The following is a 15,917-nucleotide window of genomic DNA, read 5'->3' as shown; positions in this document are numbered from 1 at the left end:
TCATGACACTCTCCGCTCCTATCCTTGAGGTCGAAAACCTCAATAAGAGCTTTAACGGCACCACCATCCTGCGCGATATCAGTCTGCAGATGGTCACAGGTGAAATAAAGGTGCTGATTGGGCCTTCCGGCGGCGGCAAATCGACCCTGCTGCAGTGCATCAACTGCCTGGTGCAGCCGGACAGCGGCACCATCCGCCTCTTTGGCGACGAGGTAGATCTTGCCAACAAAAAATCACTCTGCGAGCTGCGCCAGCAGGTCGGCATGATTTTTCAGGATTTCAACCTGTTTGACCATCTCACCTCGCTGGCCAACATTACCGTGTCGCTCAGGAAAGTTAAAAAGGTCAGCAAAAAAGAGGCACATGAACGTGCCATGAGCGAGCTTACCCAGGTGGGCCTTGGGGACAAAGTGCATCTTTACCCCGCAGAACTCTCAGGCGGCCAGCGCCAGCGGGTGGCCATTGCCAGGGCTCTGGCCATGGACCCGAAGATCCTGCTCCTGGACGAGCCTACCTCCGCGCTCGATCCCGAGCTGATCGGTGAGGTTGTGGCCGTTATCAGGAATCTGGCCGCTAAAGGCATGACCATGATTCTGGCCACCCACCAGATGGGACTTATCTCCTCGCTGGCCAACGAGATTCTTTTCATGGAGGCAGGCCGCATTATCGAACATGGTGCCCCTTCCGAACTGCTTGCCCCGGGCCGTGAGTCGAGAACCCGTGCGTTCTGCGAGATGTTGAGCGACACCGCCCAAATGGAGAGTTGATCGTGGAACTCTCACCATTTTATCAGGAGCTGATCACTGCCCTCAACCGCGGCCTGGTGATGAGTGTGGCGCTGATTATCCCCTCCGCCCTGAGTGGGGTAGCTATCGGTATCGCCGCCGGCACCTTACGCTCTTTCGGCAGCAAAACCGTTCGTCGACTCGGTGACTTTTATGCCGCCCTCTTTCGCGGCACACCGCTGGTAGTACAGCTCTTCATCCTCTACTTCGGCCTGCCCAACATCGGCATCTACCTCAGCCCCTATGCTGCGGCAGTAATCAGCTTTATGCTCTGCTCCGGTGCGTACCAGTCCGAATATGTGCGCGGAGCTCTGCTGTCAATTAAACGCGGTCAGTACTTCGGTGCCCAGGCCCTTGGCTTTACCAACTTCCAGACCATCTTCTGGATTATCATTCCCCAGGCGTTCAGGCGTTCCCTGCACGGCTGCGGCAACGAGATCATCTACCTCATCAAATATTCATCGCTGGCCTATGTCGTCACCTGCATGGAACTGACCGGCGAGGGCAAGACCATTGCCACTGAATATTTTCGGTTCACCGAAGTGTTCGCAATCATCGGTCTGTATTACCTGGCGCTGGTGAGCGCGGCCATGTTCCTGTTGAAAAAACTGGAGCAACGCCTCTATGTGCCTGGCTTCGGTAAGTAACGCGAGCCGGTGTTGTTACGTTGAACCAAGCGAGGTACAGCCATTTTTCTTGCAGAGGTTGCAGCTGACTTCTTTTAAACAGAGGTTTTTTAAACAGCTCATGTCATGGATCTGGCTGTACACACCCTCTCCAGGTGCTCATTCTTGGCAGATTTTGCATAGCTCAGCTCATCCGCTATTACCTCGTTTCGCAGAAAATCGCACGCCTCAGCTATATTTTCAAAGCCGTACACTCTGCCCTGGCACCCAGGACCGTTAAGTTTTCGCAGGTAACGAGCGATTTCTCCCACAAAGGCAAAGCGGTCGACGGATTCCATCAATGTGCGGGCCAAGGCCCGGTACTTGCCAGACACACCTCACGCCTCTCTCTTTACCCTTTCAAGCTGAAGATTAAGGGGATTCAGAAAAAAGATTAAAAAATAATCCTCCGGCAATCCCCTATTTCTGGCAATTCATACCAAATGGTTCGTATCTTACGCAATTGTGCCTTCTTGTACCATTATTCCTGATAGTTATTATGTAACCGTTTCAAACACCAATAGAACGCCCCTAAGACTAAGAGATAAAAAGGCCAACCCAAAAGCATTTCCCATAATGGAATATCTGTAACCGATCTAGAAAAAGCCATTGAGCTCTTACAGTCAGGTACTTGGTTGGTAGATGATCATGCACCAACAGAGATCGTGGATGATGAACCTGCGCCTAAGTCTCCCAAAAAAACTTTTTTCAAAAGGATACCTACGATGAATACCGTCTATGTTACCGCGACATTGAAAGCCAAACCTGGCATGGAAAAATCCCTGGAACATGAACTTGCCGCGGTTGTCTCCAGAGTGCGCAGTGAAAAAGGCTGTCTCCGCTACGACCTGCATAAGTGCACTGACCACACGTCCACCTTTTTGTTTTATGAAATATGGGAAAGCAAAGAGGCTCTTGATATTCATGCCAGCGCCCCCACACTGACTGCCCTACAGGAAAAAATCGCGGACATGCTGGTCTCAGGCGAAGTGACAACCTGGTCCGGAATTGACACACCAATGTAAAGTTTCGCGGCCAAAAGTGTTTTTTGTTGAGTTCTTGACGAGCAACCATTCCCCCTACAATCAATAAGGTAAAACGAATGAACGTACCTGAAGCAATTTTGACAAGACGAAGCATCCGCAAATACACCGACGCGCCTGTGACGGACGAACAGATCAATACCATTCTGGAGGCCGCCATGATGGCCCCCAGCGCCGGCAATCAGCAGCCTTGGCAATTTATCGTTGTCAGGAACAAGGAAATTCAAGGCAAACTCAAAGATATCAATCCCTATGCGGCTATGTCAGATAAGGCTCCCGTGGGTATTCTCGTCTGCGGCGACCTGAGCCTTGAAAAACACGCTGGCTTCTGGGTTCAAGACTGCTCAGCCGCGATTCAGAACATTCTGCTGACTGTGCATGATCTTGGCCTGGGTGCAGTCTGGACCGGCATCCATCCTCTGAAAGATCGAGAAGAGGGATTCAACCAACTCTTCAAGCTTCCGGAGCATGTTATTCCTCTGGGATATATTGTTATCGGACAACCGGACCAACACCCCACGACTGTAAGTCGGTACAAAGTTGACCGTGTGCATCAGGAGACATGGTAAAAATCCAGCAAGACATTTTTTAGACCACACCGTCCAATAGTTGACGGGCATCTACACAGCATAATTAACACGGAGTACACAATGGCAGTACCATCTCTTTTTGAAACAACCACCCTCGGCCCCATGACACTCAAAAACCGGCTATGGCGCTCAGCCACATGGGAAAAAATGGCCGATGATACAGGACACATGACCCCTGAACTTCAGGCGGTCTATGAAGATCTCGCGAGAGGAGGTGTGGGAACAATCATCACCGGCTATGCGTTCATCCGTGAGGAGGAGCAGCCCAATGCGGGTATGATGGGCATCTACGATGATTCCTTCATTGCCGAATACAAAACCTTTACAGACAGGATACACGAACTTGGCGCTAATATCGTTCTGCAAGGCTGCTACGGCGGATCCCAGACCGACTTCAAACCCGAAGGCAGACTCATCTGGGGGCCATCAGCCGTAGAACATCCTGTATTCAAGGTCACTCCCGAGCCCATGAGCCACGAGGATATCATGGCATTGATAGATTCTTATGCCCAGGCAGCCCGCAGGGCCAAGGCCGCCGGATTCGACGGATTTCAAATCCATGGCGCACATGGGTATTTGCTCAGCCAATTCCTGACCCCGTATTTCAACAGACGCACCGACGAATATGGCGGCCCCATTGAAAACCGGGCGCGGATTATCTATGAAGTACTCGATGCCATCAGAAAAGAAGTGGGACCTGAATATCCGGTACTCATCAAGATCCACTCTACGGATGAATGGGGAGCTCAGGGGCTAACTCCTGAAGAAAGCGTTCTTGTTGCCAAGGAGCTGGAAGCCCGCGGCATCACCGCTCTCGAACTTTCAGGCGGTCATCTATCCAAAGATCCATCGACCCTGCCCATTAAACCCAAAATCATCAATGAGAACAATCAGTCCTATTTCCGTGAACCGGCAGCTATGATAGCGGAGGCAGTCGAGGTCCCAGTCATTCTGGTGGGCGGAAACCGCAGCGTTGCGGTTCTTGAAAACATCCTTGGATCAACACCGATCAAGTATTTCTCATTTTCAAGAACGTTGCTTTCTGAGCCGGATCTTCCCAATAAATGGCAGCAAGGGTCCAACGACCGTCCCCGGTGCGTATCCTGCAATCGATGCTGGGGAAAAGATAAAAATATGTGCATCCTGGACAGGAAGAACGAGGAGTAAATAGAAGTCATTTTGATCTCCGCACGCTGTAATTCCCATGGAATGGCTTGCGGGGATCAAACTCAACATATACCACAACAGTCATACACTGACCTGAGCATCCACTTTGAGGGAAAAACTTTTCCCGGCGACATCCTGCATTCCAGCCAACACCAAAGACAGACTACCAACCCAAGGTATAATACCCAGCAAAGACATCATAATTAACTGCGATGTATGCACCTCACGTGTCTCGTGTACACAATACATGATATAGTTTCAATATTACCGGGTTCTCAAGGTATCCGGGCCAAGTTGGAGTTTCAACCATGGCAGGAAAAACATGACAAACTGAACCAGCTTTGCATGAAAGCTGGTTCAGGAAGATGGTGGACCTTTACACCGGTTCACGCTCCAGCTGGTTTCCGATACCATACAGTTTCCAGCCGATTACCCAAGACGGGTTATCTAATAGCAGATTAACTGTGACACCAATATGGTTTTCAACTTTTTTATCGAGGTGCTATGAAGAGACGAATAGACGATCTTATCTTGCGAATAAAAGAGTTGGAAAGGGAGTTATCATTTGAACTGGATAATGAGTTACGCGAAATTCAGGAACGATTTCGATACACCCATAGATCAGGGTAAGGTTCGTTTTCAGAAAAGTGCCCTAGCCACTCAGAAAACCTTTAAAAAGAATCTCTACCGTTATTTTCGCGAATCACATTTGATGTTTGTCCTGACCACTCCGGTCATCTATTCACTTCTCGTTCCGCTTATCTTGCTGGACGTATTCCTGACCCTCTACCAGGTTTTCTGTTTTCCTGTTTACCAGATAACGAAAGTTGCCAGAAAGGAATATGTCATAATTGACAGACAACACCTTGCCTACCTCAATCTTGTCGAAAAAGTGAACTGCATGTACTGCGGCTACGCCAACGGACTCCTTGCCTATGCATTGGAAATTGGTTCAAAAACTGAGGAATACTGGTGTCCGATCAAGCATGCCAAAAAAACCAAAGACCCTCACTCAAGATACCAGAAATTTCTGAAATACGGAGATGCTGAAGGGTACAAGAGTAAAATGGACGAATTCAGAAAGACTGAAGCCAGCCAGGACTAATTGGTACATTCAAGTTTTATACATATCTTTCAAAGTGAAGGTTTCAGGGATTGGCTCTTCTCAAATTTTCTCACCTCTGGCAATAGACTTACTTACTGCAACAGTTGAAATCCCCAGCCGTCGACCCATTGAAGCCATGCTCTCTCCCCTTTCCCGCACGGCTCAAAAAGAGCGCAAGCAGCGGGCCGTTACCAACCGTTTATACGTACCAGATTGCCAGATCTCATGGACATCCATATCCAACAATTGCGCCACCTTTTGAGCAATCACATCCACACCCTTACCTTCTTCTCCGGTAGAGTAACTCGATTTACTTAAGCTCTTTGTTGTATCGCCAGCGCTCTTGAACACGGACGCGATTCCCCTGCCGTTTCAATTCAGAATAATCAGCAGTCTTCTTTGTATCTACTACGGCGATATTTCGTTCTGACAGGCCGGCTGTGGGCAGAGGCCTCAGGTTATTGAGGCACTATGAAAGTGGCCATTGCACGCTGAGCAACGGAGCATATGCAGAATACGATTGTTCTCGGTCTGGCAAGTCTGATAATCTGTTGGAGAATGATCATTATAACAGCCACAAGGTGGGAACCGGAAAATTTCGCTCAAGTATGACCATGGAGGAGAAAAATGGCAATCTATGACCGTGACCAGCCAAAAGACAGTTGCGGGTTCGGACTGATCGCCCACATGGAAGGAGAGCCGAGTCACCGGATCATAAGAACCGGGATTCATTCGCTTGCCAGAATGGCACATCGCGGCGGGATCGCCGCTGACGGCAGAACCGGAGACGGCTGCGGGCTGTTGCTGCAGAAACCGGATTCGTTTTTCAAGGCGGTGGCCGCAGAGAACAACTGGCAACTGGGCAACCGATATGGGGTCGGCATGCTGTTTCTGAGCCAGGACCCGGCCGCAGCCTCACACGCACAACAGGTACTTGATGTGGAGCTCGCCCGGGAGACGCTCACGGTGGTGGGGTGGCGCGAGGTGCCGGTTGACCCAGAGGTACTGGGGCGGTTGGCGGTTGAGACAATGCCGAGAATTGTGCAGGTGATCATCAATGCGCCCTTTGCCTGGGGGGCTACGGACCTGGAACGGCGGCTCTACATGGTTCGCCGCCGGGTGGAGAAGCTACTGGCTGACGACCCGTCATTCTACGTGGTCAGCCTCTCCAACCTGGTTGTGGTTTACAAGGGGCTCTGCCGCCCGGTGGATTTGGCGAAATTCTTCCCGGATCTGGCTGATCTCCGGATGCAGTCATCCATCTGTTTGTTTCACCAGCGCTTTTCCACCAATACCCTGCCCCGATGGGAGTTGGCCCAGCCCTTTCGCTTCCTGGCCCATAATGGCGAGATCAATACCATAACCGGCAACCGGCAATGGGCCAGGGCCCGCAGCTACAAATTCCGTTCACCACTTTTGCCCGACCTGCAGGAGGCGGCCCCCTTTGTCAATGAGTATGGTTCAGACTCTTCGGCGCTGGACAATATGCTGGAACTGTTCCTGGCAGGTGGCATGGGCCTGTTTCGGGCCTTCAGGCTGCTGATCCCGCCTGCCTGGCAGAATCACCCCGATATGGATGAGGACCTGCGGGCGTTTTACGACTTCAACTCCATGCATATGGAGCCCTGGGACGGACCTGCAGGGATAGTCATGAGTGATGGCCGTTTTGCCGCCTGCGGGCTTGACCGCAATGGCCTCAGGCCGGCGCGATATGTGGTGACCAGGGATAAACTCATTACCCTGGCTTCGGAAGTGGGGATCTGGGACTATGACCCTGACGAGGTGGTTGAAAAGGGCAGAGTCGGGCCCGGGGAGCTCTTTGTCATCGATACCCACACAGGCCGGCGCTGGACCAGCTGGGATATCGACCGGGAGCTAAAATCACAGCACCCGTATAAGAAGTGGCTGACCGCCTGCTGCGCCAGACTTACGGCTGGTATCGAAGAACAGCTGGAAGACTTGGTGGAACCTGAAGAGTTGCTGGCTTTCCAGAAAATTTTTGGTTACAGCCGGGAAGAGATCGAGCAGGTTATCCGGGTGCTGGGGGAGACGGCTAAGGAGGCGATGGCCTCCATGGGGGATGACACCCCCATGGCGGTGCTCTCCAGCCGGGATAGAAGTCTCTATGACTACTTTCGCCAGAAATTTGCCCAGGTGACCAACCCGCCGATTGATCCGTTGCGCGAGAGCCATGTGATGTCCCTGACCACCTGCGTTGGCCGTGAGCAGAATGTGTTTAACGAGACCCGTGGGCATGCGCACCGGGTCCAGTTCGACTCACCGATTCTGACCGACATCAGTTATCGGCAGCTTCTGGGGCTGGAGGAGGAGTATTACCGCCATGAGGTGATCGACCTGAATTACAGCGAAGACACAAGCCTTGAGCTGGCATTGCACGAGTTGTGTGACCGGGTTCTGGCCAGTGCCAGAAATGGCATCGTGTTGATCGTGCTGTCCGACCGTGAATGCCGGGAAGGAACCCTGCCCATTCCGGCGGCGATGGCGGTGGGGGCTGTACAGCAGGCCCTGATTGAAAATCATCTGCGTTGTGACACCAATATAATTGTTGATACCGGCAGTGTACGGGATCCGCATCAATTTGCTGTTCTGTTGGGCTATGGGGCCACTGCGATCCATCCCTGGCTGGCCTTTGCCACCCTGAAGTCGCTATCGACAACGGGAGTCATCGCACTCGATCATTCCGAGGTAATCGATAATTATTTGAGGGGGATCAACACCGGACTGTTGAAGATTATCTCCAAGATGGGGATATCCACCATCGCCTCCTATCGCAGCTCCCAGCTTTTTGAGGCGGTCGGCCTCGGCGAAAGTGTGGTGGACTTCTGCTTTCGCGGAACTGCCAGCAGGATAGGAGGAGCCAATTTCATTGATTTTCATAAGGAACAGCTAGCCCGTTCCCGCTACGGCTGGCTGGCTCCACATCGGCCGCTGCCCCCTGGCGGGTTGGTGAAATACGTGTACGGGGGCGAGTACCATGCCTTCAATCCTGATGTGGTGCATACCCTGCAAAGGGCGGTGCGCTCGGGTGATTACGGAGAATATCGCAGCTATTGTAAGTTAGTCAATAGCCGGCCGATATCAAGCTTGCGCGATCTGTTGCAGGTGGAGGGGGGCGCCGGCGCCATTGCGCTTGATGAAGTCGAACCGGAGGAGAACTTTTTCCCGCGGTTTGATTCTGCCGCGATGTCCATCGGAGCCTTGAGCCGGGAAGCTCACGAGGCCCTGGCCATTGCTATGAACCGCCTCGGTGGATTTTCCAACAGCGGTGAAGGCGGTGAGGATCCAGGCCGGTTCGGAACAGAGCGGATGTCGCGAATCAAGCAGGTTGCATCCGGCAGGTTCGGCGTGACTCCGCATTATCTGGTAAACGCCGATGTTATTCAGATTAAGATGGCCCAGGGCGCAAAACCCGGTGAGGGCGGTCAGTTGCCGGGGCACAAGGTGACCGAACAGATTGCCGGGCTTCGGTATTCCATTCCCGGAGTAACCCTTATTTCACCACCACCTCATCATGATATCTACTCCATTGAGGATCTGGCCCAGCTTATCTTTGACCTCAAACAGGTCAACCCGGATGCCCTGGTCAGCGTCAAACTGGTGAGTGAGCCTGGGGTGGGCACCATCGCCACCGGGGTGGCCAAGGCCTATGCCGATCTCATCACCATTTCCGGCTATGACGGGGGCACGGGCGCAAGTCCGCTCACCTCGGTAAAATATGCCGGCAGCCCCTGGGAGATCGGTCTGGCCGAGACCCAGCAGGCACTGGTGGAAAATGGTTTGCGTCACAAGGTGCGGCTACAGGTGGACGGAGGTTTGAAGTCGGGACTGGATATCGTCAAGGCCGCTGTACTCGGGGCAGAGAGCTTCGGTTTTGGTACCGCACCGCTGATTGCCCTTGGCTGCAAGTACCTGCGTATCTGTCACCTCAATAACTGCGCGACCGGGGTGGCTACCCAAGACGAGACCCTGCGGCGGGAATATTTTTCAGGACTCCCCGAGATGGTGATGCATTATTTCCGCTTTCTGGTACGTGAGACCCGGGAGATCATGGCTGAGCTGGGGATCAGTCGGCTGGTGGACCTCATTGGCAGGACCGACCTGCTCCGGGAGTTGGATGGGCAAACACCGAAGCAGCGGCGGATAACGCTCGTCGACATTATCACCCCGCCAAGCGGCAGCAAAGGCGTGGCGCTTTATAACAGTGAACTCAACATCCCGGACGATCCGGGCAATCTCAACCTGCGGCTGGCCGAAGAGCATGAGGAGGCTGTGCTCGAGCAACGGGGGGGACGAGGCAGGTATCAGATCCGCAATACCGATCGATCGGTTGGGGCGAGGCTCTCAGGGCTGATCGCCATGCACCACGGCAATATAGGCATGGAACATGCGGCGCTGAAGCTCACATTTACCGGCACCGCCGGCCAGAGCTTTGGGGCGTGGAACGCTGGGGGGCTCAATATGGTGCTCAACGGGGACGCCAATGATTATGTCGGCAAGGGCATGGCAGGTGGCAAACTGGTCATCAGACCACCTGTCGGTGTAGCATATGCTTCCAATGAGGCGTCCATCATCGGCAACACCTGCCTCTACGGCGCCACCGGCGGCAGGCTCTATGCCGCCGGCCGTGCCGGTGAGCGGTTCGCGGTACGTAATTCCGGGGCAAGAGCGGTTGTTGAAGGTATCGGCGATAACGGTTGCGAGTACATGACCGGCGGGGTGGTGACCATCCTCGGCTCTACCGGGGTAAATTTCGGGGCAGGCATGACCGGAGGCTTCGCGTACGTGCTCGACCAGGACGGTAGGTTTTCCGGCCGCACCAATTTGGAGCTGGTCGAAGTGCTGGAGCTGACTGAACACGAGATCCTGCTTGAGCATTTACGCGGGATCATCAGCCACCACCAGCGTGAGACCGCTAGTCTCAAGGCTGAAGAGATTTTAAGCGATTTCGATAAATTCGCGCCACTTTTTCGGCTGGTAAAGCCAAAGACCAGTAACCTGGAGACCCTGCTGGGGCATCGGGGCACCTCGCCTGTGGAGATGCTGGCCAATACCCATTGACAGGCATCAGAGGCGATGGAGCCGGGATTCTGCAAAAGCGGAGATAATTATGAACCAGAATCTGTATCAGTTTCTTGAGGTGGACCGGGTTGACCCGCCCAAACACAGAATAGATAAGTGCCGGGAGACGTTTGATGAGATCTATCAAAAGTTTCGTAATACCCAGCTGAAAATGCAGGCTGATCGCTGTATCGAGTGCGGTAATCCCTACTGCCAATGGAAGTGCCCTGTGCACAATTTTATCCCCGAGTGGCTCAAGCTGGCCAACGAGGGACGCATTATGGAGGCAGCAGAGCTCTGCCATCAGACCAACAGCCTGCCTGAGGTCTGTGGCAGGGTCTGCCCCCAGGACCGGTTGTGCGAAGGTGCCTGTACCCTGAATCCTGATTTCGGGGCGGTGACTATCGGCGCGATCGAGAAACATATTGTCGATACAGCATTCGCCGCGGGTTGGAGGCCGGATCTCAGCAAGGTGAAAAAACATGACCTGAAGGTCGCGGTGGTGGGGGCTGGTCCTGCGGGTTTGGCCTGCGCCGATGTCCTGGTCAGAAACGGTGTCGCGCCAGTGGTCTTCGACCGTAATCCTGAAATCGGCGGACTCCTCACCTTTGGTATCCCTCCCTTCAAGCTCGATAAGGAGGTGATGCGGCTACGTCGCGAGATATTCACCGAAATGGGTATTGAATTCAGGCTCGCGGTTGAGATCGGTAAAGATGTGGAGTTTGAGCAGCTGCTGGGCGATTATGATGCAGTCTTTGTCGGGATCGGCACCTATACTGATATCCGAGGTGGCTTTTCGGGTGAGGATGTCGATGGGGTGTATGCGGCCCTCCCCTACCTTATCGCCTCCACGGACCGGTTGCTGGGGATTTCGCGGCCTGAACACCCATACACGGATTTTGCCGGGCAGCGGGTCGTGGTGCTTGGCGGCGGTGACACAGCCATGGATTGCGTGCGAACTGCCGTCAGGCAGGGGGCGAGTTCGGTGGTATGCGCCTATAGGCGGGACGAGCGCAACATGCCCGGCTCGGCCCGGGAAGTGCAAAATGCGCGGGATGAAGGGGTGGAATTTAAGTGGAATCTGCAGCCGCTTAGCATCCAGGCCGGGAGCAATGGCCGGGTATGCGGAGTTGAGGTGATCACCACCAGGCTCGGCGAGGCGGATGAGCAGGGCAGACGAAGACCGGAACCGGTCAACGGAACCCAGCAGGTGCTGCCGGCAGATGCGGTCATTATGGCTTTTGGCTACCGGCCTTCCCCACCGCCATGGCTCGAAGACCAGGGTGTGTCGCTGAGCGATTATCGGCTCATTATTGCGCCGGAGCACGGTGACTATCCTTTCCAAACCAACAATCCCAAGGTTTTTGCAGGTGGTGATGCCGTGCGTGGCTCAGATTTGGCGGTTACAGCCATCTACGAGGGACGATGTGCTGCTGAAGGGATAATGGCCTGGCTTGGACTGCCAGTCTGATTATTGTCATTCTTACGCTATGTCAGAGGAATGTTCAGCAGGACGACCGAAACTAAAGGAGACTAATAATACGTTCATGGATGTCCGCTTTTGTTACTGGCTCGCTTGATTCCCTGACAAACGTCCCCCCCACTCCAGGCACCTCGCGTAATATTCCTGCCGTGAGGCAGCAAGGGTGTTTCGAATTTTGCTGACATTTAAGACCGTAGTGGAAATTGCAAGAAAACATACAGTTGACATCGCCAGCATTAAAGCTGGCAATCACTATGGATGGTGAAAACCACTTTAATCCGGCGAGTTCCCGTTAGCTTTCAAGAGTAATCCCGGAGGTGAGATGGATATCTTTTTCAAAACCGTGACCTGGTGTGGTTCCCTGATCATTCTCCTGCCGGTTGCTGCAGTACTCGGCCTGCTTGTCGTGCAAAGAAACGGTATTGTTGATGTATTCCTCATTATTGGGGGGCTTTGCGGCAGCTCTTTCCTCTCCCATTCGCTCAAACTTTTTTTTGCCAGGCCACGCCCCCCGGCGGAAGGGCTTCTGGTCGATATGCCCTCGGATTTCTCTTTCCCAAGCGCCCACACTGCCCAGATTTTCGCCTTTACCATTGCCTGTGGGATCACCTTCAGTAAGCAGATGCCTGCCCATATGGTGTTGCCACTTTGGCTGGCCCTAATCACTCTTGCTGTTATTGTTGGGTATTCGAGGATTTATCTCCAGGTTCATTATGTGTCGGATGTTATTGCTGGAGGCCTGTTGGGCATCGGCTGGCTATTTATTTTGCACCGGATCTTGATCTTCTTTGAGGCATAATGCTCAAAAACGAGGTGAAGAATGAAAAATAAATTTTCAAAGAGTGATGATGGTGGCTATCATCCGCTGCAAAAAGTGCGAGTCGTGCTTTCTGGATTGAAATATGCTGTTCGTTATGACTTTAGTGTTACCTACAAACTGGTACTCTCGGCGATTGTCCTCTCCACCTTTTTCTTTTTCCGCCAGTGGATAGATTTTCTCCTTCTTGCTGCAGCAACCACCATGATGCTGATGGCAGAGCTGTTCAACAGCGCCATAGAAGCTCTTTGCGACTTCATCACAACAAAGGAAAGTCATAAGGTCAAAGTGATAAAAGATATTTCAGCTGCCGCCGCCGGGATATGTATTTTTTTCTGGGCGGTGATACTGGTGATAGAAAGTTACCGAATCTTGCGTTTTTTGTTTTAAATCACTGCGGCCTGAGAAACAGTTATGCAAATACCAACAACCGGGGGAATTTCAACCTGCCCATACCTACTAACTTCTTGTTATGCCTTATTTTGTTTGCGCTTGCAACCGCGCGAAACGATCGCGAATCGTGTCTACGTTACCGAGTGTGAAATATGCGGAATACGAGAACGACAGTTCTGGGGTGAGCGCGAACGTTCGCAATGGCGCGATATACGAACAGTCGGTGCCAGAGCCACCCTTGAACCGATACGCTGTCGCTTCTGTCGTGCCGGGCACATAGACACCGATCCCGTTTCCATACTCATCAACAAAGGCGGCCCAGCTTTCAGAAAGAGCGACATGCTCGTTGGGCCAGCCAGGTTTCTTTCGCGTCAATGCTGAACCGGTCCACGGTTTTTGTCCAGTGTAGGTGACGAGCGTGGATAATTTTGGTGAAACGAACACTGCTGGCATCTCTTGATACCAAGGTTTATGCGATTTCAAACCGTTGTAAGTGAATTTGAAGCGCACTCGAACAATAGGCCCGTCCAGCTCGACCCACTGTTCCATCGTGCAATCTTCCAGCAATTGGCCAGATGCCCAATGGCGCGGGACGGTTTTGGCATATGCGGTTGTACCCGTGGCTTTGAAATTCACGAGTTTTGCAGCCTTGCCTTTGGAGTCGCCGCCTTGCACAGGATTATAACGCCACGGCTTGTCACCCCAACGTGAGCCGTCTTTGTCACCGTAATACGACTGTTGGATTAACCTGCCGTGATCGTCGTGGTTGAGAGCGTTGAATCTAGAGTTTCGGTCAGAAAGGTACCCTATAGCGCCGCCATGAGAGCGTAACAGTCCAACGCGCAACTCAGCGTTTTGGATGTACACCCAATCTTCGCTTCGTTCGGCGTCTTTCGATTGCGACTCCACCGCGATGGCGACTAAGGCCACAAGCGCCAGCAAAACAATTGAGGCGTGATTTTTTCTGATTGCGTGCTCCTTGTTCCGAAGCGAAGAAATAGGGGACAAACCAGAATGGCGCTAGTTTAAGCCTTTTTTTCATATCTGCTCCGATGCTGTATTTCGACCATTTCACTTCTAGGTTTGTTGAGTAACTGATAAGGTTTTGGTCTTCGCTTAAGACACCGCGGATCGCTTCGTCCAGGCCTGTCGAAAACTTTGCAACGAGCCACGACAAAGGATAAATCTGAGAGCATGTTTTGTCTTTCATTTGTGCTCAACCTAGAGGACCCCAACCGTGGTTCCCAACTTCTAATAGCCTGTAGACTTCCTTTGAAACTGATAGACCGGATATCAATGTCTACCAGCTGTGTCGCTTGTAACATTATGCGCCGGATGCAGTTGTACGCTATGAAGTACATTAAAATTTCTTTCTTTATCATTTCAGGCGATTGGCACCGGAGGATATCAAATCCCATCGTTGTCTTGATATCACGAAAGAAAAGTTCGACATCCCAACGCTTAAGGTATAACGCTGCAATTTCGTCTTTCAGGTACTGATCTTGATCGATTAGCGTGGTAACAATATGAAATTCTTTTGTTCTAAACCCTGATTGAGTCACCTTTACTTTGATTTGTCTCATAACGAGTTTGTCGGGAAGGTCCTCCCAGGTTTTCCGCGAATACGACACCATTTCCCTGTATACTGGTTTTTTCCATTCAATCAGTAGATCATCAGGAGCGAATTCTTTAATGCAGTTTTTCCTACCGACTGGTTTTCTACGAGCAAGTGTTATCACACTATCAACACAGCGTTTTTTCAGCTCGGCTAAATCGAAGTAACTACAAAAACCTTTATCACCAAGAAAGATATCACCAGCCTCAAAGGTGGACCACTGCTTACGGAACAATGGAAGTTCGTTACTCTTTTTATTACCGATGGCATAGCTGAGCATTGTTCCGGTTTGCAATGAAAAGTATGCGCATATTCGTGCTGAGGGGAAGCCGCATCCTGGTTTCTGGTTCGATGACTGTGGCCAAAGCTCTTGATTTTCTGCTGTATCCGCCATTGTAACACCTGTCCCATCAACAACAATTACCTGGCGATCATTTAATGAATGAGATGCACGTCGTGCTCCGGACCATTTAGCAGTATGTTGAAACACCTCAACAAGCAGATTTTCATCTAATTTCTTACGTGCACAGCAATATGAAGCGGTAGATGATGATGGAAGCCGAAGGCCGTGGTTAGATGCATATGATTGCAACTTTTTTACAGCTTCTCTACATCCACCGTCTGCATCAAGGACTTGGCCTAAGAAGGACCAAAAAGTGTTTTCCTTGGTAAACAAACGTCGTCTGCTCATCTTTCCCGAAGGATCCTGTTTGAGCAATTTCGTGGGAATGAATTGCCCAAAAATCTCTCCTATCTGTTTAAAAGAGTTCTGTCTGAGGGAAGTGATTTTTCGAGCAAATTTTTGTTGTTGGCTATGAGGTTTTCTACCTCGTTTGGGAAGGTGAAAACCGGGCAACATTGGCATGATTTGGTGTTGGTTTCGCATAGCAAATTATACCAATTTTTGCCAATATATTCAGTTGCTTTTCACCTATAAAACACGCTTAAACTAGCGCCATTCGGGACAAACCATGTTTTAGACTTTACTAATTCGTTTTTCTAGGACGGCCTGGCCTGAGGCTCCCTCAATAAAACGGACAGATTAATTAGAGAGCCTCACTCTGATCCCTTTTATTTTTGCAAAGTTATTTTTTTGATTTTGAAAGTGAATGAAAAAAAACATAAATGAACCCAAACATAACAGCAAAACTAAACAAGGCTCTTGTCAAATCATC

Annotated in this window: 13 protein-coding genes; 10 read left to right on the top strand and 3 right to left on the bottom strand. The window is 51.6% G+C overall.

The genetic code is table 11. The features are described from left to right. The first annotated feature begins 2 nt into the window (after positions 1-2). Both FCL45_RS11060 and FCL45_RS11055 read left to right on the top strand, forming a co-directional pair. Positions 3-767, top strand: a complete 765-nt coding sequence (locus FCL45_RS11060) for an amino acid ABC transporter ATP-binding protein (protein ID WP_136796899.1) — start codon at positions 3-5, stop codon at positions 765-767. Then, the gene (locus tag FCL45_RS11055; protein ID WP_136796920.1) at positions 767-1,432 is read left to right on the top strand and encodes an amino acid ABC transporter permease; all 666 of its coding nucleotides are present in this window, start codon (positions 767-769) and stop codon (positions 1,430-1,432) included. The genes FCL45_RS11060 and FCL45_RS11055 overlap by 1 nt, the downstream gene beginning before the upstream one ends. Positions 1,433-1,530: 98 nt before the next feature. Here the strand turns inward: FCL45_RS11055 and FCL45_RS11050 are convergent, their stop codons facing one another. Continuing rightward, a complete protein-coding gene (locus tag FCL45_RS11050; RefSeq protein ID WP_136796900.1) occupies positions 1,531-1,785 on the bottom strand; it encodes a hypothetical protein in 255 nt (84 codons plus the stop codon). 390 nt (positions 1,786-2,175) lie between these two features. On the opposite strand from FCL45_RS11050, the gene FCL45_RS11045 reads away from it, so the two are divergent. The 8 genes from FCL45_RS11045 to FCL45_RS11010 all read left to right on the top strand — a co-directional run bounded on the left by FCL45_RS11045 (position 2,176) and on the right by FCL45_RS11010 (position 13,124). Beyond that, positions 2,176-2,475: a putative quinol monooxygenase gene (locus FCL45_RS11045; RefSeq protein WP_136796901.1), complete on the top strand. Its 300-nt coding sequence runs from the start codon at positions 2,176-2,178 to the stop codon at positions 2,473-2,475. 77 nt (positions 2,476-2,552) lie between these two features. Continuing rightward, positions 2,553-3,062 (top strand): nitroreductase family protein, encoded by a 510-nt coding sequence (locus FCL45_RS11040; protein WP_136796902.1) that lies wholly within the window; start codon positions 2,553-2,555, stop codon positions 3,060-3,062. A gap of 81 nt (positions 3,063-3,143) precedes the next feature. Then, on the top strand, positions 3,144-4,250 hold the full coding sequence (locus FCL45_RS11035) for an NADH:flavin oxidoreductase (RefSeq protein ID WP_136796903.1): 1,107 nt from the start codon (positions 3,144-3,146) through the stop codon (positions 4,248-4,250). A 577-nt stretch (positions 4,251-4,827) separates the two neighbouring features. Then, positions 4,828-5,355 (top strand): hypothetical protein, encoded by a 528-nt coding sequence (locus FCL45_RS11030; protein ID WP_136796904.1) that lies wholly within the window; start codon positions 4,828-4,830, stop codon positions 5,353-5,355. A 627-nt stretch (positions 5,356-5,982) separates the two neighbouring features. Beyond that, complete coding sequence (gene gltB / locus FCL45_RS11025) at positions 5,983-10,434, top strand: glutamate synthase large subunit (RefSeq protein ID WP_136796905.1); 4,452 nt, start codon at positions 5,983-5,985, stop codon at positions 10,432-10,434. A gap of 49 nt (positions 10,435-10,483) precedes the next feature. Next, positions 10,484-11,905, top strand: a complete 1,422-nt coding sequence (locus FCL45_RS11020) for an FAD-dependent oxidoreductase (protein WP_136796906.1) — start codon at positions 10,484-10,486, stop codon at positions 11,903-11,905. A gap of 334 nt (positions 11,906-12,239) precedes the next feature. Then, positions 12,240-12,716 (top strand): phosphatase PAP2 family protein, encoded by a 477-nt coding sequence (locus FCL45_RS11015; RefSeq protein WP_136796907.1) that lies wholly within the window; start codon positions 12,240-12,242, stop codon positions 12,714-12,716. A gap of 21 nt (positions 12,717-12,737) precedes the next feature. After that, positions 12,738-13,124 (top strand): diacylglycerol kinase, encoded by a 387-nt coding sequence (locus FCL45_RS11010; protein ID WP_136796908.1) that lies wholly within the window; start codon positions 12,738-12,740, stop codon positions 13,122-13,124. An 87-nt stretch (positions 13,125-13,211) separates the two neighbouring features. Here the strand turns inward: FCL45_RS11010 and FCL45_RS11005 are convergent, their stop codons facing one another. Then, on the bottom strand, positions 13,212-14,057 hold the full coding sequence (locus FCL45_RS11005; protein ID WP_136796909.1) for a hypothetical protein: 846 nt from the start codon (positions 14,055-14,057) through the stop codon (positions 13,212-13,214). Between the two features lie 95 nt (positions 14,058-14,152). Continuing rightward, on the bottom strand, positions 14,153-15,607 hold the full coding sequence (locus tag FCL45_RS11000; protein WP_217907577.1) for an IS4 family transposase: 1,455 nt from the start codon (positions 15,605-15,607) through the stop codon (positions 14,153-14,155). Positions 15,608-15,917: the final 310 nt, after the last annotated feature.

The organism is Desulfosediminicola ganghwensis (assembly GCF_005116675.2).
GTDB classification, from domain to species: Bacteria; Desulfobacterota; Desulfobulbia; order Desulfobulbales; family Desulfocapsaceae; genus Desulfopila; species Desulfopila ganghwensis.
The sequence above is the reverse complement of the archived record's forward strand: the minus strand, read 5'-3'. Positions and strand labels throughout refer to the sequence as shown.